General features: G+C 72.6%; 20 protein-coding genes. 5 read left to right on the top strand and 15 right to left on the bottom strand.

The features are described 5' to 3' along the window. Window positions 1-71: 71 nt before the first annotated feature. The 8 genes from era to hrcA form a co-directional block, all read right to left on the bottom strand. Entirely contained in the window at window positions 72-1,013 is a 942-nt protein-coding gene (era, locus tag ASC54_RS10295) for a GTPase Era (protein ID WP_055898893.1), read from the bottom strand. Window positions 1,014-1,026: 13 nt separating this feature from the next. After that, entirely contained in the window at window positions 1,027-2,358 is a 1,332-nt protein-coding gene (locus ASC54_RS10290) for a hemolysin family protein (protein WP_055898890.1), read from the bottom strand. Then, window positions 2,355-2,822 (bottom strand): rRNA maturation RNase YbeY, encoded by a 468-nt coding sequence (gene ybeY / locus ASC54_RS10285; protein ID WP_055860778.1) that lies wholly within the window; start codon window positions 2,820-2,822, stop codon window positions 2,355-2,357. The genes ASC54_RS10290 and ybeY overlap by 4 nt, the downstream gene beginning before the upstream one ends. 2 nt (window positions 2,823-2,824) lie before the next feature. Beyond that, the gene (locus ASC54_RS10280) at window positions 2,825-3,898 is read right to left on the bottom strand and encodes a PhoH family protein (protein WP_082515114.1); all 1,074 of its coding nucleotides are present in this window, start codon (window positions 3,896-3,898) and stop codon (window positions 2,825-2,827) included. Between the two features lie 55 nt (window positions 3,899-3,953). Beyond that, complete coding sequence (locus ASC54_RS10275) at window positions 3,954-4,319, bottom strand: HIT domain-containing protein (protein WP_055860772.1); 366 nt, start codon at window positions 4,317-4,319, stop codon at window positions 3,954-3,956. Between the two features lie 96 nt (window positions 4,320-4,415). After that, entirely contained in the window at window positions 4,416-5,171 is a 756-nt protein-coding gene (locus tag ASC54_RS10270; protein WP_055898887.1) for a 16S rRNA (uracil(1498)-N(3))-methyltransferase, read from the bottom strand. Between the two features lie 8 nt (window positions 5,172-5,179). Then, window positions 5,180-6,292, bottom strand: a complete 1,113-nt coding sequence (dnaJ, locus tag ASC54_RS10265) for a molecular chaperone DnaJ (RefSeq protein ID WP_055898884.1) — start codon at window positions 6,290-6,292, stop codon at window positions 5,180-5,182. Then, window positions 6,293-7,312, bottom strand: coding sequence for a heat-inducible transcriptional repressor HrcA (gene hrcA, locus ASC54_RS10260; protein WP_055898882.1), 1,020 nt, complete (start codon window positions 7,310-7,312; stop codon window positions 6,293-6,295). It abuts the gene before it with no gap. A 167-nt stretch (window positions 7,313-7,479) separates the two neighbouring features. Between hrcA and ASC54_RS10255 the strand changes: the two genes are divergently transcribed. Both ASC54_RS10255 and ASC54_RS10250 read left to right on the top strand, forming a co-directional pair. Beyond that, a complete protein-coding gene (locus ASC54_RS10255; protein ID WP_055898878.1) occupies window positions 7,480-7,872 on the top strand; it encodes a DUF4870 domain-containing protein in 393 nt (130 codons plus the stop codon). Between the two features lie 115 nt (window positions 7,873-7,987). Further along, window positions 7,988-8,359 carry a DUF4870 domain-containing protein gene (locus ASC54_RS10250; RefSeq protein WP_235451451.1) on the top strand — a complete coding sequence of 124 codons (372 nt, stop codon included), beginning with the start codon at window positions 7,988-7,990 and terminating at the stop codon, window positions 8,357-8,359. A gap of 40 nt (window positions 8,360-8,399) precedes the next feature. Here the strand turns inward: ASC54_RS10250 and hemW are convergent, their stop codons facing one another. Next, window positions 8,400-9,638, bottom strand: a complete 1,239-nt coding sequence (gene hemW / locus ASC54_RS10245; RefSeq protein ID WP_055898875.1) for a radical SAM family heme chaperone HemW — start codon at window positions 9,636-9,638, stop codon at window positions 8,400-8,402. 70 nt (window positions 9,639-9,708) lie between these two features. Here hemW and ASC54_RS10240 point away from each other — a divergent pair, with 70 nt between their 5' ends. Beyond that, complete coding sequence (locus ASC54_RS10240) at window positions 9,709-10,827, top strand: NAD(P)/FAD-dependent oxidoreductase (RefSeq protein WP_055898870.1); 1,119 nt, start codon at window positions 9,709-9,711, stop codon at window positions 10,825-10,827. Beyond that, on the top strand, window positions 10,824-11,534 hold the full coding sequence (locus ASC54_RS10235) for an HAD family hydrolase (protein ID WP_055898867.1): 711 nt from the start codon (window positions 10,824-10,826) through the stop codon (window positions 11,532-11,534). The genes ASC54_RS10240 and ASC54_RS10235 overlap by 4 nt, the downstream gene beginning before the upstream one ends. 11 nt (window positions 11,535-11,545) lie before the next feature. Here the strand turns inward: ASC54_RS10235 and ASC54_RS10230 are convergent, their stop codons facing one another. Then, window positions 11,546-11,914, bottom strand: coding sequence for a hypothetical protein (locus ASC54_RS10230; protein WP_055898866.1), 369 nt, complete (start codon window positions 11,912-11,914; stop codon window positions 11,546-11,548). A gap of 97 nt (window positions 11,915-12,011) precedes the next feature. Further along, on the bottom strand, window positions 12,012-12,929 hold the full coding sequence (gene truB / locus ASC54_RS10225) for a tRNA pseudouridine(55) synthase TruB (RefSeq protein WP_055898864.1): 918 nt from the start codon (window positions 12,927-12,929) through the stop codon (window positions 12,012-12,014). 33 nt (window positions 12,930-12,962) lie between these two features. On the opposite strand from truB, the gene ASC54_RS10220 reads away from it, so the two are divergent. After that, entirely contained in the window at window positions 12,963-13,973 is a 1,011-nt protein-coding gene (locus ASC54_RS10220; RefSeq protein WP_055898863.1) for a ketopantoate reductase family protein, read from the top strand. Window positions 13,974-14,153: 180 nt separating this feature from the next. On the opposite strand, the gene ASC54_RS10215 is transcribed toward ASC54_RS10220, so the two are convergent. From ASC54_RS10215 to ASC54_RS10200, 4 genes are read right to left on the bottom strand one after another with little or no spacing between them, the layout of a single operon-like run. Further along, window positions 14,154-15,026, bottom strand: a complete 873-nt coding sequence (locus ASC54_RS10215) for an aldehyde dehydrogenase family protein (RefSeq protein ID WP_055860734.1) — start codon at window positions 15,024-15,026, stop codon at window positions 14,154-14,156. After that, window positions 15,023-16,534, bottom strand: coding sequence for an aldehyde dehydrogenase family protein (locus ASC54_RS10210; protein WP_055860732.1), 1,512 nt, complete (start codon window positions 16,532-16,534; stop codon window positions 15,023-15,025). The genes ASC54_RS10215 and ASC54_RS10210 overlap by 4 nt, the downstream gene beginning before the upstream one ends. 3 nt (window positions 16,535-16,537) lie before the next feature. After that, a complete protein-coding gene (deoC, locus tag ASC54_RS10205) occupies window positions 16,538-17,551 on the bottom strand; it encodes a deoxyribose-phosphate aldolase (protein ID WP_055898861.1) in 1,014 nt (337 codons plus the stop codon). Next, complete coding sequence (locus ASC54_RS10200; RefSeq protein WP_082515042.1) at window positions 17,548-18,582, bottom strand: sugar-binding transcriptional regulator; 1,035 nt, start codon at window positions 18,580-18,582, stop codon at window positions 17,548-17,550. Before ASC54_RS10200 ends, deoC begins: the two co-directional genes overlap by 4 nt. Window positions 18,583-18,593 lie beyond the last annotated feature (11 nt).

Raw genomic sequence — 18,593 nt, 5'->3', positions numbered from 1 at the left:
GTCTGGAGCTGAGGCCGGACCCGGCGCCGGGGGGCCGGTGCCGGGGGGCCGGGGCCGGCGTCGAGGCCGGCCTAGAACCCGAGCCGCCCGAGCTGCTTCGGGTCGCGCTGCCACTCCTTGGCGACCTTGACGTGCAGCTTGAGGAACACGCGCCGGCCGAGCAGCGCCTCGATCTCGAGCCGCGCGCGCTTGCCGACCTCGGTCAGGCGCGAGCCCTTGTGCCCGATGATGATGCCCTTCTGGCTGTCGCGCTCGACCCAGACGTTGGCGAAGATGTCGATGACTCCCCCGGGCGTGCGCTCGACCATCTCGTCGATCGTCACGGCGAGCGAGTGCGGGAGCTCGTCGCTCACGCCCTCGAGGGCGGCCTCGCGGATGAGCTCGGCGACGCGGTCGCCCTCGCTCTCGTCGGTCACGGCCTCCTCGCCGTAGAGCGGCGGCGAGACCGGCATGAGCGCGATGAGCTGGTCGGCGAGGAGGTCGACCTGGTCGCCCGTGAGAGCCGACAGCGGGATGATGAGGTCCCATTCCCGCAGCTCCGACACGGCGAGCAGCTGCTCGGCGACCTTCGTCGGCCCGGCCGCGTCGGTCTTGGTGACGATCGCGACCTTCCGCGTGCGCGGGAAGCTCTCGAGCTGCTCGTTGATGTACCGGTCGCCGGGCCCGATCGGCTCGTTCGCGGGCACGCAGAAGCCGATGACGTCGACGTCGCCGAGGGTGTCCTGCACGACGGCGTTGAGGCGCTCGCCGAGCAGCGTGCGCGGGCGGTGCATGCCGGGCGTGTCCACGACGATCAGCTGGCCGGATGCCCGGTGCACGATCCCCCGGATCGCCCGCCGCGTGGTCTGCGGCTTCGAGCTCGTGATCGCGACCTTCTCGCCGACGAGGGCGTTCGTGAGGGTCGACTTGCCGACGTTGGGGCGGCCGACGAAGGTCACGAAGCCCGCGCGGTGCTCGGGCGTCTCCTCGGGATCGCCGCCGCCGGAGCGGGGCTTGCGGGGGCGGTCGCTCATGGTCGGGCCTCGCTCAGCTGTGGTCGGGATCGGGAGCGGAGGACGGCGACGCCGGGGACGCCGCGGAGAAGGCGCGACGGGCATCCTTCAGGGCCTCGTCGGCCTCGACGAGGACGGTCACGACGCGCTTGCGGCGGCCCTCGGTGCGCTCGGCGGTGAGGACGACGCCGTCGACCGTGACGGTCGAGCCGGCGACGGGGAGCCGGCCGAGATGCTTGGTGAGGAGGCCGCCGACGGAGTCGACGTCGTCGTCGTCGAGCTCGATCCCGAAGAGGTCTCCGAGCTCGTCGACGGGCATGCGGGCGCTCACGCGGAAGCGGTCGTCGTCGAGCTGCTCGGAGGTCGAGATCTCGCGGTCGTACTCGTCGCTGATCTCGCCGACGAGCTCCTCGATGAGGTCCTCCATCGTCACGAGGCCGGCGATGCCGCCGTACTCGTCGACGACGAGCGCGAGGTGGTTCGACTCGACCTGCAGCTGGCGCAGCGCGTCGTCGGCCTTCTTCGACTCCGGCAGGAACAGGGCGGGCTTCGCGAGCTCCTCGACGGTCGTCGTCGTGCACGCCTCGGGCGTCTCGTACGCCATGCGGGCGGCGTCGCGCAGGTACACGACGCCGAGCACGTCGTCGGAGTCGTCGCCGACGACGGGGATGCGCGAGACGCCTCGGGCGAGGAAGAGGCTCATGGCGTCGGTGACGGTGAGCTCGCGGTCGAGCGTCACCATGTCGGTGCGCGGCACCATGACCTCGCGCACGATCGTGTCGTTGAACTCGAAGATCGAGTGGATGAGCTCGCGGTCCTCCACCTCGAGCACGTCGAGGTCGGTGGCCTCGTCGACCATGCTGAGCAGCTGCTCCTCGCTCGAGAAGGTCGCGCTGCGGGGACGGCCGGGCGTGACGCGGTTGCCGAGGAAGACGAGCAGGTCGGCGAGCGGGCCGAGCATGAGGCGCACGCCGCGGATGAGCCCGCCGGTGAGGCGCAGCAGCTCGCGCGGGTGGGCGCGACCGACGCTGCGCGGGCTCGAGCCGACGAGCACGAACGAGACGCCGATCATGATGAGCGCGCTCACCGTGAGCACGAGCCACCACTCGTCGAGGACCGCCGAGAACGCGAGCGTGATGAGCACGGCGGCGATCGTCTCGGCGACGATGCGGAGGAAGTTGACGGCGTTGACGTGCGCGCCGACGTCGGCGGAGACCGCGAGGAGCGTGCGCGGGCTCTTCTTGCGCGAGGCGAGGTCGATGAGGTCGGTGCGACTCACGACCCCGAGCGCCGCGTCGATCGCCGCGAGGAGGCCGCCGAAGGCGACGAGGATGCCCGCGACGACGAAGAAGACGACGGTGATCATGTGGAGCGCTTGCGCTCGGCGAGCGCGAAGCCGACGAGGACGTCGCGCTGAACCCCGAACATCTCCTTCTCGTCCTCCGGCTCGGCGTGGTCGAAGCCGAGCAGGTGCAGCAGGCCGTGCGTGGTCAGCAGCAGCAGCTCGTCGAGCGTCGAGTGGCCGGCCGCCTCGGCCTGGCCGATCGCCACCTGCGGGCACAGCACGATGTCGCCGAGCAGCCCGGGCGGGGTGGGCTCCTCGTCGGAGCCCGGGCGGAGCTCGTCCATCGGGAAGCTCAGCACGTCGGTCGGGCCGGGCTCGTCCATCCACTGCAGGTGCAGCTGCTCCATCGCGCCCTCGTCGACGAGCACGATCGCGAGCTCGGCGTCGCGGTGCACGTTGAGGAAGTCGAAGGCGTGCAGCGCGAGCCGCTGCAGCGCCTCGTCGTCGACCTCGACGCCGGACTCGTTGTTGATCTCGACGGCCATGACTACCAGCTCCCGCGTCGGGGGCTGCGACGGATGCCCGTGCTGCGATCGCGCTGCAGCCCCGATCGGCGCGCGGCCCGGTTCTCGCCCTCGGCACCGCGCTCGGCTCCGCGATCAGCACCGCGCTCGCCGTCGCGCAGGCTCTCGCGCTCGTGCTTCTGCGCCATGCGCTCGGCGTCGTAGGTCGTGTACGCGTCGACGATGCGGCCGACGAGCGTGTGGCGCACGACGTCGTCGCTCGTGAGGCGGGCGAAGTGGATGTCGTCGATGTCGGCGAGCACGCGCGTGACGAGCTGGAGGCCGCTCGCGCCCGTCGGCAGGTCGACCTGGGTGATGTCGCCCGTGACGACCATCTTCGAGCCGAAGCCCAGGCGCGTGAGGAACATCTTCATCTGCTCGGGCGTGGTGTTCTGCGCCTCGTCGAGCACGATGAACGAGTTGTTGAGCGTGCGGCCGCGCATGTAGGCGAGCGGCGCGACCTCGACGACGCCCGTCGCGAGGAGCTTGGGCACGAGCTCCGGATCCATCATCTCGTTGAGCGCGTCGTAGAGGGGCCGCAGGTAGGGGTCGATCTTGTCGGTGAGCGTGCCGGGCAGGAAGCCCAGGCGCTCGCCCGCCTCGACCGCGGGTCGCGTGAGGATGATCCGGTCGACCTCCTTGCGCTGGAGGGCCTGCACGGCCTTCGCCATCGCGAGGTAGGTCTTGCCCGTGCCGGCGGGGCCGATGCCGAAGACGATCGTGTTGACGTCGATCGCGTCGACGTACGACTTCTGCCCGAGAGTCTTGGGGCGGATGCTCTTGCCCCGGCTCGTGAGGATGGCCTGGCTGAGCACGTCGGCGGGGCTGCCGGCGCCCTGCTCGAGGATCCTGGCCGAGCTGGCCACCTCGACCTCGCCGAGGTCGTGTCCGTTACCGATCATGGTGATGAGCTCCCCGACCAGCGCGCTGGCCGCTTGTACCTCGGCGGGGTCTCCGTCGAGGGTGATCTGGTTGCCGCGGACGTGGACGTCGACGCCGCGGTACTGCTGCTCGAGAGTGCGCAGGAGGCGGTCCTGCGGGCCGAGCAGACGCACCATGGCGACCCCGTCGACCTCGATCGCGACGTGCCCGGGGCTCGCCGGGGCGGAATCGTCAGTGGGCAAGTGACCCCTCGGCGAGCGAGCCCGCGAGGACGTGGGCGTGCACGTGGAAGACGGTCTGCCCGGCCCCGGCGCCCGAGTTGAAGACGAGGCGGAAGTCGCCGTCGGCGTGCTCGTCGGCGAGCGACTGCGCGGTCGCGACGATCTCCGCGAGGAGGGCGGGGTCGGCGGCGGCGAGCTCGGCGACCGTGCGGTGCTGCGCGGTCTTCGGGATCACGAGCAGGTGCACGGGCGCCTGCGGCGCGATGTCGCGGATCGCGATGAGCCGCTCGGTCTCGAGCACGATGTCGGCCGGGATCTCGCGCGCGATGATGCGCTCGAAGATCGTGGGCTCGGCGGCCTGGTCGGTCGAGGTCATGGGCTCCATTCTAGAGCGCCGCTCGGCACCCGGAACGGGGTTGCGCGCCGGTTCGCGCCGGGGTTCGCTCTGGGCGTGCCTCGACGCGCGCGCGGCTCACCAGCGGCCGAGAGCGGCCGAGAGCACGGCGATCGCCGCGGGCCCGGCGGTGGAGGTGCGCAGCACGGTCCGCCCCAGCCGCATCCCGCGGGCTCCGGCGGCGACGAGCGCCGCGAGCTCCTCCGGCGCGACGCCGCCCTCCGGTCCGACGACGAGCACGACGTCGCGGTCGCCGAGCGCGCCCGCATCGAGGGCGGTGAGCGGATGCTCGGCGAGCGGATCCAGGACGAGCACCGTCGCCGAGGCTGCGAGGCGCGCGATCGCGGCCGTCGTCGCGAGCGGCGCGACCTCCGGCACCCGTGGCCGGATCGCCTGCTTGCTCGCCTCGCGCACGATCGTCGCCCAGCGCGCGCGGCCCTTCTCCGCCTTCGCCGCATCCCACCGCGAGACGCTGCGCGCGGCCTGCCACGGCACGATCGCGTCGACGCCGAGCTCGGTCGCGGCCTGGATGGCGAGCTCGTCGCGGTCGCCCTTGGCGAGGGCCTGCACGAGCACGATGCGCGGGCTGGGCTCGGGCGCGCGCTCGACGTGCTCGACGCGCAGGACGACCTCCTGCGCGCTCGACTCGACCACCTCGCCCTCGACGATGAGCCCGGCTCCGTCGCCGAGGCGAAGATGCTCGCCAGGACGCACGCGCGAGACGGTGACCGCGTGGCGGGCGTCGGGGCCCGTCAGGCGCACGATCGCGCCGAGCGGGGCATCCGCCCCCGCGAGCTGCGCCGCGAGCGAGTCGTCGAGGTAGAAGTGCGCCACGCGCGGGCCTAGAGGTTCAGGAACCGGTCGCGGAGCTTGGAGAAGATGCCCTGCTGGAAGGTCGAGAACTCGGGCGGCACGGGGCGGCGGGAGCCCGCGAACTCCTGGATGAGCTTGGTCTCCTTGCTGTTCAGGCGCACCGGGGTGACGACCTGGATGCCGATCTTGAGGTCGCCGCGGCCGGCGCCCCGGAGGCGCGTGATGCCGCGCTCCTTGATCGTGAGGACCTCGGCGCTCTGCGTGCCGGGCTTGATCTCGACGCGGACGTCGCCGTCGAGCGAGCGCAGCGTCGCGGTCGTGCCGAGAATGGCATCGGTCATCTGCAGCTCGAGGGTCGCGAGCAGGTCGTCGCCGGAGCGGCTGAACGTCTCGTGCGTCTTGACCTTGATCTCGAGGTAGAGGTCGCCGTTGGGGCCGCCGGCGGGGCCGACCTCGCCCTGGCCGGGGAGCTGGATGCGCAGACCCGTGTCGACGCCCGCGGGGATGTCGACGGGGATGGTGCGGCGCGCGCGCACGCGGCCCTGGCCCGCGCACGTCGGGCAGGGGCTCGGGATCACCGTGCCGAAGCCGCGGCACGAGCCGCAGGGGCTGGAGGTCATGACGTTGCCGAGCAGGCTGCGCACGGTGCGCTGGATCTGCCCGGAGCCGCGGCAGATGTCGCAGGTCTGCGGGCTCGTCCCGGGCGAGCAGCAGGAGCCCTCGCACGTCTCGCACAGCACGGCCGTGTCGACCTCGAGCTGGCGGGTGGTGCCGAAGACGATCTCCTCCAGCTCGACCTCGACACGCAGGAGGGCGTCCTGTCCGCGCTCGCGGCGGCTGCGCGGGCCGCGCTGCTGCTGACCGCCGCCGAAGAAGGTCTCGAAGATGTCGCCGAAGCCGTTGAAGCCCCCGCCGCCGCCGCCGCCGCCGAAGCCGCCCGCGCCGCCGAGGTCGTACTGCTGACGCTGGTTCGGGTCGCTCAGCACGTCGTAGGCGTGGGTCACGAGCTTGAAGCGCTCGGCCGCCTCGCCGCTCGGGTTGACGTCGGGGTGCAGCTCGCGCGCGAGCCTCCGGTACGCCTTCTTGATGTCGTCGGCGCTCGCGTCGCGGGCGATGCCGAGAACCTCGTAATGGTCTGCCACTTATTCCTCACCGAGCAGCCGGGACACGTAGCGCGCGACGGCGCGGACGGCTGCCATGTTGTTCGAGTAGTCCATGCGGGTGGGGCCGAGCACCCCGAGTTTGGCCGAGAGGTCTGCGCCGACCCTGTACGCGCTCGTGACGACGGCCGTCTCGCGCAGCACCTCGTCGTTCTCGCGGCCGATGCGCGCCGAGACGCCGTGCTGGTCGAGCTCCATCTCGCGGAAGAGCTTCAGAAGCGTCACCTGCTCCTCGATCGCCTCGAGCACCGGGTAGACGCTGCCGGCGAAGTCGGACTCGGTGCGCACGAGGTTCGCCGCCCCCGCCATGACGAGCCGGTCGCTGCGGTGCGCATCCACGTGACCGAGGAGGGCCTCGGTGACGACGGAGACGGCCGCACGGCGATCGGGCGCGAACTGCTCGTCGAGCTTCGGCGCGAGGTCGGTCACGTCGCTGAGCGACCGACCCGCGATCGCGGCGTTGATCTTCGCGCGGAGCTCGCCGAGGAAGACCTCGTCGGTCTCGGCCGGGAGCTCGATGATGCGCTGGTCGACGCGACCGCCGTCGGTGATGAAGACGGTCATGACGCGCGTGGCCGACAGCGGCACGAGCTCGACGTGCCGCACGCGAGCGTGGCCGAGGGTCGGGTACTGCACGAGCGCGACCTGGTTGGTCAGGCTCGCGAGCAGCCGCACCGTGCGGGCGAAGACGTCGTCGAGATCGACGGACTGGTCGAGGAAGGCTGCGATCGCCTGCCGCTGGGCGGCGCTCAGAGGTCGGAGGTCCTGCAGCTCGTCGACGAAGAGCCGATAGCCCTTGTCCGTTGGCACGCGGCCCGAGGAGGTGTGCGGGGCCGCGATGAGCTCCTCCTCCTCCAGCTGCGCCATGTCGTTGCGGATCGTCGCGGCGCTCACGCCGAAATGGTGCCGCTCGACGATCGCCTTCGAGCCGACGGGCTCGCGAGAGGCGACGTAGTCCTGCACGATCGCCCGCAGAACGTGGAGGGCGCGCTCCGAGATCATGGCGCTCTCCTTTCCCTCGGGATGGCGAGTGCTGGCACTCGCCTTAGCTGACTGCCAATTCTACCCCGCCGCACCGGGCCGGAATGATTGCCCGCGCGGCGACCGAGCGCTATTTTGTGCCTGAGTTCCACTCCACTCGATCGCACGCATCGGAAGGCAGCACGCTCATGACCGACTCCACCCCTCCCCCGGCCGCGGCCTCCGCGGCGCCGCTCACCGAGGCCGAAGACCGCCAGTGGGCTTCGCTCGCCCACCTCGGTGGCATCCTCTGGATCCTGCCCTCGCTCATCATCTACCTCGTCTTCAAGGACCGCGGGAGCTTCACGCGCGTGGAGTCCAAGGAGGCCCTGAACTTCCAGATCACCGTCGGCATCGCCTACATCGCGCTGCAGATCGTGTCGGCGATCCTCGCCGCCGTCACCTTCGGGCTCGGCGGCCTTCTGGGATTCCTCGCCCCGCTCATCTGGATCGCCGCGGTGATCTTCTCGATCCTCGGCTTCGTCCAGGCCAAGGATGGGAATCACTACCGCTACCCGGTCTCGGTGCGCTTCATCAAGTAGTCGCGCGTCGATCGCTCAGGGGGTCCGGCCGGAGGCCGGGCCCCCTCCGCGTGTCCGGGCGTCGCGACGTCGCGGGGCATCGCGGGGCCGGCGGGCACCGACCATAATGTCGAGCATGACCCAGCAGCCGCCCGCGAGCCCCTACGCCGCGACACCGAACCCCCTGCGCCCCGAGGACGAGAAGACCTGGGCGATCCTGACGCACATCGGCGGCCTGTTCGTCCCTCTCATCGGACCGCTCATCGTCTACCTCGTGCTGCGCGATCGAGGCCCCTTCATCCGCCATCACAGCGCGACGGCGTTCAACTTCCACGTCACCATGACCCTCGCGAGCATCGTCGGAGGGATCCTGACCATCGTGCTCGTGGGCATCCTGATCCTTGCCGCGGTCGGCATCCTGTGGTTCGTCCTCGCGATCGTCGCCGCCCTCGCGGCGGGCCGAGGCGACTTCTACACCTACCCGCTCAGCATCCCGTTCGTCCGCTGACGCGGGATCCCGGCGCCCGCGCATCGGCGGTGCCGGGCCGCTAGTCGAGCAGCCGGCGCACGACCGCGTCGGCGAGCAGCCGGCCGCGCAGGGTCAGCACGACCGTGCCGCGCAGCGCCGACGCCGGGTCGACGAGGCCGTCGGCGATGAGGCCGGCGACCTCGCGGCGGCCCGTCGGCGCGAGCGCGCTCGTCGGCAGCCCGTCCGCGAGGCGGGTCTCGAGCAGCACGCGCTCGACGCGTCGGGTCTCCTCGTCGAGCGTCTCGCGCCCGGCCGCCGGCGACTCGCCCGCAGCGAGGCGCTGGGCGTAGGCGGCCGGGTGCTTCACGTTCCAGAATCGGACGCCGCCGATGTGGCTGTGCGCACCCGGGCCGATGCCCCACCAGTCCTGGCCGGTCCAGTACGCGCGGTTGTGGCGCGAGCGACGGGATGCCCCGCCGTCGTGAGCCGAGAGCGCCCAGTTGCTGACCTCGTACCAGGAGTAGCCCGCCTGGGTGAGCCGGGCATCCGCCGCCTCGTACATCGCGGCGTGGAGGTCGTCATCGACGGGCGGCACCTCGCCGCGGGCGATCTGACGGGCGAGCTTCGTGCCCTCCTCGACGATGAGCGCGTATGCGCTGATGTGGTCGGGGCGCTGCTCGAGAGCGGCGTCGAGGCTCGTGCGCCAGTCGTCGAGGGTCTCGCCGGGGGTCCCGTAGATGAGGTCGAGGCTCACGGCGAGACCGGCGGCACGCGCCTCGGCGACGCGGAGGGCGACGTTCGCGGGGTCGTGCGTGCGCTCGAGCGTCGCGAGCACGTGCGGGACGGCGGACTGCATCCCGATGCTCGCTCGGGTGAATCCCGCGTCGGCCAGCCGCCGGAAGCCGGGCGCGTCGATCGAGTCGGGGTTCGCCTCGGTCGTGACCTCGGCGCCGGGCGCGAGACTGAACAGGCGGTCGACTGCCGCGAGCATGCGGGCGAGATCGGCCGCCGGCAGGAGGGTCGGCGTTCCCCCGCCGAAGAACACGGTGCTGGCGGGCCGCGGCGGCAGGCCCGCGTCGTCGAGGACGCGCGCGGCGAGCTCGAGCTCGACGATCGCCTGGTCGGCGAAGTCGCTCTGCTTCACCCCGCGGATCTCGCTCGCGGTGTAGGTGTTGAAGTCGCAGTAGCCGCAGCGGACTCGGCAGAAGGGCACGTGCAGGTAGACGCCGAAGTCGCGGTCGGCCGCGCCCTCGCGCACGCTCGCCGGGAGCGCCCCGTCGACGGGAGCGGGGTCGGCGAGGGGCAGGGCGCTGGGCACGCTCCATCCTCCCACCGAGCCGGCGCGCCGCTCTCAGCCGCGGAGCACGCGCAGCGGCGATGATGGGCGCATGACGGAGACGCCGACCCCGCCCGCGCTCCCCGACTCGGTCGACGTCGTCGTCGTCGGCGGCGGTCAGGCAGGGCTCGGCATGGGGTACCGCCTGCGCGAGGCGGGCATCCCGTTCGTCATCGTCGACGAGCGCGACCGCGTCGGCGACGTGTGGCGGGAGCGGTGGCGCAGCCTCGTGCTCTTCACGCCGCGTCGCTTCGCCGCGCTGCCCGGGAGCGCGCTCCCCTCCTCGACCGCGTACTACCCCAGCAAGGACGAGATCGCCGACTACCTCGCGCAGTACGCCGCCGAGCACGAGCTCCCCGTCGTGCCGCGCGCCCGTGCGTCCGCCGTGCGGCGCGAGGGCGAGGAGTTCGTGGTCGAGACCGCGCGCGGCACGGTGCGGGCGCGCTCCGTCGTCATCGCGACCGGCCCGTTCCAGTACCCGCGCGTGCCGCGCGTGGGCGCGAAGCTCGCCGCGACGGTCGCGCAGCGGCACTCGAGCGCGTACCGCGCACCCGAGGACCTGCCGCTCGGCCGCACGGCCGTCGTGGGCGGCGGGAACTCCGCCGCGCAGCTCGCCGTCGAGCTCGCCGCGACCCGCGAGGTCACGATGGTCGCGCCCGCGCCGCCCTGGTTCATCCCCGAGCGCATCCTCGGCGTCTCGGTCTACTGGCCGCTGAAGCTCCTCGGCATCCTCGACTCGCCCGCCCAGAGCCGCATCAGCCGCTACATCCACTCCCGCGGCGACGGGATCCTGGGCACGGAGGCGAAGCGGGCGGTGCGCGCCGGCCGGCTCGCGCTGCGGACGAGCCGCGTCGTGGATGCCGAGCCCACGGCGCTCGTGCTCGCCGACGGAACCCGGCTCGAGGTCGATGCGGTGCTCTGGGCGACGGGCTTCCGCACTCACTACCCCTTCGTCCAGGTCGACGGCGCTCTCACCGAGCACGGCGCCCCGCGCCACACGGAGGGGGTCTCGCCCGTCCCCGGCCTCTTCTGGATCGGCCTGCCCTGGCAGGTGCGCCTCGACTCGTCGATCCTGCACGGGATCGCCGCCGACTCCCGCGACCTCCTGGTCGCCGTGCGAACGCACCTCGCGCGCGGCGCCCGCGCGGCCTCTGCCAGGCTGGACGGGTGACCGACTCCCCCACCGCCCCCGCGCTCACCACGATCCTCTGGGACGTCGACGGCACTCTCCTGTTCAACGCGGCCTCGGGCGGCGGCGAGCTCTACCACCAGGCGGTCGAGGTCGTCGCGGGTCGCGCCCTCCACCCCCCGCTTCCGCGAGCCCACGGCAAGACCGACGGGCAGATCCTCTTCGAGATCCTCGAGGCCTTCGACCTCGACGCGGCGCGGCACGACGACGCGGTCGCGGCGCTCGACGCCCTCTCGGTCGAGCGCGCGACGGCGGGCGATCGGCGCGAGGTCGCCCCAGGCATCCCCGAGGCCCTCGCCGCGGCCGCCGATCGCGGCTGGGTGAACGCGCTCCTGACCGGCAACTCGGCGACCCGCTCGCGCGTGAAGCTCGCCGGCGCGGGCCTCGACCCCGAGCTCTTCGACTGGAGCCGCTCGTTCTTCGGCGACCGCGCCCGCGAGCGCCGCGACATCACGACGGCGGCGCGCGCGGCTCTGCCCGACGAGCGCCTCGTCATCATCGGCGACACCCCGCGCGATGACGTCGCGGCGGTCGCGGCGGGCATCCCCTTCATCGCGGTCGCGACGGGCGTCTATGACGTGGATGCCCTGCGCGAGACCGGCGCCCTCCTGGTCGTGCCGACCCTCGCGGAGGGCCTCGACGCCGTGCTCGCGGTCATCGACGCGCTGCCGGAGTCGCCGGCGTACTGAGGCCCACCGCTCTAGGCGACCTGCACGAACCAGATCTGCCCCATGCGGTAGACCATGACGGCGACGGCGAGGCTCACGACGCCGAGCACGACCGTCGACCAGCGCGAGCGGTCGACGAGCCCCCACACGATCGCGAGCGGCGGCAGCAGCAGCGCCGAGATCAGGTAGACCCAGTACTCGACGGGGTCGCCGGTCGGGTCGTTGCCGACGAACGGCGCGACGATCGAGACCACGACCTGGGCGAGCAGCAGCAGCGCGACGAGCGCCGTGAGGCCGTTCGTGAGGTCGCTCGGCGCGCGGCCGACTCCCCCGGCGATGAGGCACACGATGCCGATGACGACGGCGACCGCGACCTGCGCGGTCGTGAACCACTCGATCACTGCTGACTCCTGGGTGAGGGGGCGGTCGCGGGCGGCGCGTCGTGGCCATGCGCTGCGTCGCGACCGTGCGCTGCGTCGCGACCGGCGGGGCGGATGCTCACTCCGCGTCGATCGGGAACCCCACCAGCGTACGGCCGACGCCCCGGCGCACGCTCACGAGGGCCACGAGCCGGCCCGAGGCGTCGATCGCGGCGAGCGGCTCGACGTCGTCGAGCTCGGGCAGCGCGAGCCTCTTGCCGTGGCCGAGGTCGCGGGCCTGCTCGTCGGTCGCGCGGAGCACCGGGAAGAGCCGCTCGGCGACTGCGGCCGACGACTCGAGACCGGCGGGCCCCTCCTCGGCGAGCTGCTCGAGGCTCGCGGCGTCGGCGATGTCGAACGGTCCGACGCGCGTGCGCCGCAGGGCGCGCAGGTGGCCGCCGACGCCGAGAGCCGCGCCGAGATCGCGGGCGAGCGCCCGGATGTAGGTGCCTGACGAGCAGTCGATGCGCGCATCCACCTCGATCGTCGGGGGTTCGTCGGCCGAACCCGGACGGCGGCGCACGGCGAGCACGTCGAACGCGGCGATCGTCACGGCGCGGGGCGTCAGCTCGACCTGCTCCCCGGCGCGGACGCGGTCGTAGGCGCGGCGCCCGTCGACCTTGATCGCGCTCACCGCGCTCGGCACCTGCTCGATCGGGCCGGTGAGGGCGGCGACGGCGGCGGCCAGCCGCTCGTCGGTCACGGCGTCGAGCGCGGAGGACGGGGCCGGATCGCCCAGGAGCTCGCCCTCCGAGTCGTCGGTCGTCGTCGCGCGACCGAGCACGATCGTCGTCTCGTACGTCTTGTCGAGGCCCACGAGGTAGGTCAGCAGCCGCGTCGCCGAGCCGACGCCGAGAGTCAGCAGCCCGGTCGCGAGCGGGTCGAGCGTACCGGCGTGCCCGACCTTGCGGGTGCCGAGGGCGCGACGGGCGCGGGCGACGACGTCGTGGCTCGTGAGGCCGGCGGGCTTGTCGACGAGGAGGAGTCCGGTGGGCACCGCCCCACGCTAGCGCGGTCGTAGGATGCCCAGGTGCGGATCGCGGTCGTCGGGGCGGGGGCGGTCGGCGGCGTGCTCGCGGCGCTCCTTGATCGCGCGGGCGACGACGTCGTCGTGACCGCCCGGGGCGAGCACGGCGCGGCGATCGCGCGCGACGGCCTGGAGCTGTCCGGCGGCTGGGGGTCGCACCTCGCGCGCGTGCCCGTCGTCGAGCGCGTCGAGCCGCCCGTCGATCTCATCGTGCTCGCGACGAAGGCGCACGACTCGGCTGCGGCGCTGCGCGCGGTCTCCGGCTGCGACGGCACCCCGGTGCTCGTCGTGCAGAACGGCCTCGGCGGGGCCGACGCGGTGCGGGATGCCCTGCCGCGCTCGCCCGTCGCGATCGGCCTCGCGCTCTTCGCCGCGAGCCTCATCGCTCCCGGCCGCGTGTCGGTGACGGGCCCGGCCCCGCTCACGCTCGCGGGCGACGACGCGGCGGTTGCGGTCGCGCTGCCGCTCCTGCGCGCCGCCCTCCCCGCCGAGGTCGGGGTGACCGACGACGTGCGCGGCGCGCAGTGGACGAAGCTGCTCGTCAACCAGGTCAACGCGCTGCCGGCGATCACCGGGCTCAGCGTGCAACGGGTCGTCGCCCACGACGGACTCCGGCGCATCCTCGCGCGCGGCATGGTCGAGACGGCGGTCGTCGGCCGGGCCCTCGGGGTGCGGTGGGCGCAGGTGGGCTCCGTGGGCGCGGCCGAGGTCGAGGAGCTGCTCGCGGGCGACTCGGAGCGGGCCGAGGCTCTGCCGCGATCGCTCGCCGAGCGCATGGGGGACGTGCCGAACCCCGCCTCGACGCTGCAGAGCATCCGCCGCGGTCGGAGCACCGAGATCGACGCCCTCAACGGGGCGGTGGCGGATGCCGCGGCCGGGCTGCGCATTCCCGCTCCGGTCAACGCCGCGATGGTCGCGCTCGTCCACGAGGTCGAGCGGACGGGCGAGTTCCTCGAGCCTGCCGAGGTGCTCATGCGCGTGCCGCGCGAGAACGACCCGGCCCGCACCGACTGACGCCGCCCGTCAACAACTCAGGACGAGCGCCCGCGCAGAGTGTCGCGCTGCCCGCAGCAGCGGGCCTGCGCGCGCCAGAGCGGCGCGGTAGTCCTGAGTTGTTGACGCACGCGCGCGGGCGCACCGAGAGGCGGGCCGGCTCCCACCACAAGAGCCGGCCCGCGGGCACGAGGGCGAGCGCTAGAGCATCGCCTTCGTGTGCCAGACCGTCTTCGTCTCGACGAAGGCGGTGATCCGCTCGAGGGAGGGCGCGGGCGCCCCCTCGACGGGCGGCAGGACGCGCTTGAGCGTCTCGGCCGCGGTGATCTGCAGGTCGACCCACGCGCCGTCGGCGAGGGAGCCCGCGCCGGCGAGGTCGAGCGCGTTGACGTCGGCGTGCGAGGCGAGCCACGGGGCGAGCTCGGCGGGCGAGCCGGTGAGCACGTTCACGACGCCGCCGGGGACGTCCGAGGTCGCGAGCACCTCCGCGAGCGAGATCGCCGAGAGCGGAGCAGCCTCGTTGGCGACGACGACGACCGTGTTGCCGGAGAGCACGATCGGGGCGACGACGGCGGCGAGGCCGAGCAGCGAGACCCCGGTGCGGTCCTGCGGCGCGATCGTCGCGACGACGCCCGTCGCGTCGGGCACAGAGAGGTTGAAGTAGGGGCCCGAGACGGGGTTGCCGTTGCCGGCGACCTGCGCGTACTTGTCGGCCCAGCCGGCATACCAGACCCAGAGGTCGATGGTCGCGTCGACCTGCGCGCCGGCGACGGCGGCCGTGACGCCCTCCGACTGCACGATCTCGTCGACGAACTGCGCGCGACGCCCCTCGAGCAGCTCGGCGATGCGGTACAGCACCTGGCCGCGGTTGTAGGCCGTGGCGCCCGCCCACTTGGCCTGCGCTCCGCGGGCGGCGACGACGGCATCCCGAGCGTCCTTCCGCGAGGCGAGCGAGGCGTTCGCGAGGAACTCCCCCGAGGGCGAGGTCACGACGTAGGTGCGGCCGCTCTCGCTGCGCGGGAACGCGCCGCCGATCGCGAGCTTGTAGGTCTTGGGCACGCTGAGCCGGCTCACTTTGCCACCGCCTTCCGGGCCTTCCGGCCAGATCGAGGGGATGCTGCGCTCGACTCGATCGGAGCCTGCCAGCCGCTCGCCTCGAGGTACGCGGCGAGACCGTGGCGGCCGCCCTCGCGGCCGTAGCCCGACTCCTTGTACCCGCCGAAGGGCGAGGCGGGGTCGAACTTGTTGAACGTGTTGGCCCAGACGACGCCCGCGCGCAGGCGGTCGGCGAGGGCGAGCATGCGCGAGGCCTTCTCCGTCCAGATGCCGGCCGAGAGGCCGTAGGGGGTGTTGTTGGCCTTGGCGACGGCCTCCTCCGGCGTGCGGAAGGTCAGCACCGACAGCACGGGGCCGAAGATCTCGTCGCGCGCGATGCGGTGCGAGGTCGAGACGTTGGTGAAGATCGTCGGCGCGAACCAGAAGCCGTTCGAGGGGATCTCGCACGCGGGGCTCCAGCGCTCGGCGCCCTCCTGCTCGCCGATCTCGCTGAGCGCGCGGATGCGGTCGAGCTGCTCGCGCGAGTTGATCGCCCCGATGTCGGTGTTCTTGTCCAGCGGGTCGCCGAGGCGCAGCGTCGACAGGCGCGTCTTGAGGCGGTCGACGAGCTCGTCGTGGATGTTCTCCTGGACGAGCAGGCGCGAGCCGGCGCAGCAGACGTGGCCCTGGTTGAAGAAGATGCCCGAGACGATGCCCTCGACGGCCTGATCCATCGCGGCGTCGTCGAAGACGATGTTCGCGCCCTTGCCGCCGAGCTCGAGCGTGAGCTTCTTGCCCGTGCCGGCGACCGCGCGGGCGATTTCGCGGCCGACGGGCGTCGAGCCGGTGAAAGCGACCTTGTTGACGTCGTCGTGCGAGACGAGCGCGCGGCCCGTCTCCCCCGCGCCCGTGATGATGTTGACGACGCCCGCGGGCAGGTCAGCCTGCTGGCAGATCTCGGCGAACAGCAGCGCCGTGAGCGGAGTGGTCTCGGCGGGCTTGAGCACGACCGTGTTGCCGGCCGCCAGGGCGGGGGCGATCTTCCACGCGAGCATGAGCAGCGGGAAGTTCCACGGGATGACTTGCGCGGCGACGCCGAGCGCGCGCGGCGCCGAGCCGAGGCCCGCGTACTCGAGCTTGTCGGCCCAGCCGGCGTAGTAGAAGAACCACGCGGCGACGAGCGGGATGTCGACGTCGCGGGTCTCCTTGATCGGCTTGCCGTTGTCGAGGCTCTCGGCGACGGCGAGCTCACGGGCGCGCTCCTGGACGAGCCGCGCGATGCGGAAGAGGTACTTGCCGCGGTCGCCGCCCGACATGCGCGACCAGGTGCGGTCGTAGGCGCGGCGGGCGGCGGCGACGGCGCGGTCGACGTCGGAGGCATCCGCGCACGCGACCTCGGCGATGCGCTTCTCGGTCGACGGGCTGATGGTCGCGAACGCCGCGCCGTGGCCGTCGACGAACTCGCCGTCGATGAACAGGCCGTACGAGTCGCGGAGGTTCAGGATCGCCGTCGACTCGGGAGCCGGGGCGTACTCGAGGAAGCTCATGGTCTAGTCCACCGTCACGTAGTCGGGGCCGCTGTAGTGGCCGGTCGTCATCTTCTGGCGCTGCAGCAGCACGTCGTTCACGAGGCTCGAGGCGCCGAATCGCCACAGGTGCGGCACGAGCCACTGCTCGCCGACGGTCTCGGCGACCGTGACGAGGTAGCGCACGGCATCCTTCGACGAGCGGATGCCCCCGGCGGGCTTCATGCCGATGCGCTCGCCCGTGAGGCGGTTCCAGTCGCGGATCACCTCGAGCATGAGCAGCGTGACGGGCAGCGTGGCCGCGGGGCTCACCTTGCCCGTGGAGGTCTTGATGAAGTCGGCTCCCGCGAGGATCGAGAGCCAGGATGCCCGGCGCACGTTGTCGTACGTCTGCAGCTCGCCCGTCTCGAGGATGACCTTGAGGTGCGCGTACGACCCGTCGGTGCGGCGGCATGCCTCCTTGACGGCGACGATCTGGTCGAACACGAGCCCGAAGCGACCGGAGAGGAAGGCGCCGCGGTCGATGACCATGTCGATCTCGTCGGCGCCCGCCGCGACGGCCTCGCGCGTGTCGGCGAGCTTGATGTCGAGGCTGGCGCGGCCGGAGGGGAAGGCGGTGGCGACGGCGGCGACGCTCACGAGCCCCTGGTCGGGGTCGCCGTGGTGGGCGCCGAGCGCCTCGACCGCGTACGGCACCATGTCGCCGTAGACGCACACCGCGGCGACGCGCGGGCAGGAGGGGTCGCTCGGGTCGGGCATGACCGCCTTCGCGACGAGCGAGCGCACCTTGCCGGGAGTGTCGGCGCCTTCGAGAGTCGTGAGGTCGCAGGTGCGGATGATCGTGTCGAGGGCCCAGGCCTTCGAGCTCGTCTTGATCGAGCGCGTCGCGAGGTTCGCGGCGCGAGCCTCCAGACCCACCGCGTCGACGCCCGCGAGGCCGTCGAGGTGGAGCCGGAGCGCCTTCTCGGTGAGGTCGCCGCCGAGGAGCCGCACGGCGCGTTCGGCCGGGGCGAGGGCGACCGGATGGTCGATGGTCATGAGGAGGACCCTTCCGATGGAGTGGCGTGGTGGCCGGCGGGCTCGACGCGGAGGTCGGCCCCGGAATCGTGGCCGTCGAGGTCGTCGAGCAGCGCCCGGGCGGTGTGCTCGTCGGTCACGATGACCGAGCAGAGGCCGTGGGTGACGATCGCGCGGGCGACGGCGTGCTTCGCCTCGCCGCCGATGACGAGGATGCTCGTGGTCGCCTCCCGCAGCTCCTCCAGCCCGAGGCCCAATGTGCGCGCATCGAGCTCGGGGTCGGCGATCGTGCCGTCGGCGGTGATGTAGCGGCCGATGACATCGCCGACGGCGCCGCGCTCGCGCAGCTCGCCGATGTCGTCCGCCGTGAGGTAGCCGCTGTCCACGTGGACCGAGGACGTGTCGGCGACGCCCGCGCTGAAGAGGTAGGCGGCCGCGCCGCGGGCCATCTGCACGACGCCGCCGACGGTGCGGTCGCTCTCGATGGCCTTCTTCGTCTCGAGGCGCTCGAGGATGGCCGGGCTCGGCAGCAGGGTCGCCTGCCCTCCTGCCTTCTGAGCGATCATGACGGCCGTGCTCGCGGCCGTGCCCGGGCGCTTGGACAGGCTGACGCCTCCGTTGATCTGCACGACGTTGACGGCCGTCGCCCAGCCCACGGGCAGGGCTTCGGCGACCTGGTGCAGCGTGCGACCCCAGCTGACGCCGAGCAGGCGCGGCACGGGGCGGACGCTCACGAGGTAGTCGGCAGCGGCCTCGGCGACGCGCGCCTGCAGCTCGACCTCGTCGACCGGGGCCGGGACGACGATCGCGTCCTTCAGTCCGTAGCGGGCTCCGAGCTCGCGCTCGAGGGCGAGCCGTCGGGCTCGCGGGTGCACGATCTCGATGCGGATGATGCCGCGCTCGCGAGCCTGGGCGAGGAGTCGGCCGACCTTCCAGCGCGTGACGCGGAGGATCGCCCCGATCTCGTCCTGCGTCTTGTTCTCCTCGTAGTAGAGCTCGGCCGCGCGGACGGCGAGCAGCTCGTTCGCTGCCGCGCTCTCCGTGGACACCATGGTTCTCCGTC

It is taken from the genome of Yonghaparkia sp. Root332 (genome assembly GCF_001425665.1).
Classification (GTDB): Bacteria; Actinomycetota; Actinomycetes; order Actinomycetales; family Microbacteriaceae; genus Microcella.
The sequence above is the reverse complement of the archived record's forward strand: the minus strand, read 5'-3'. Positions and strand labels throughout refer to the sequence as shown.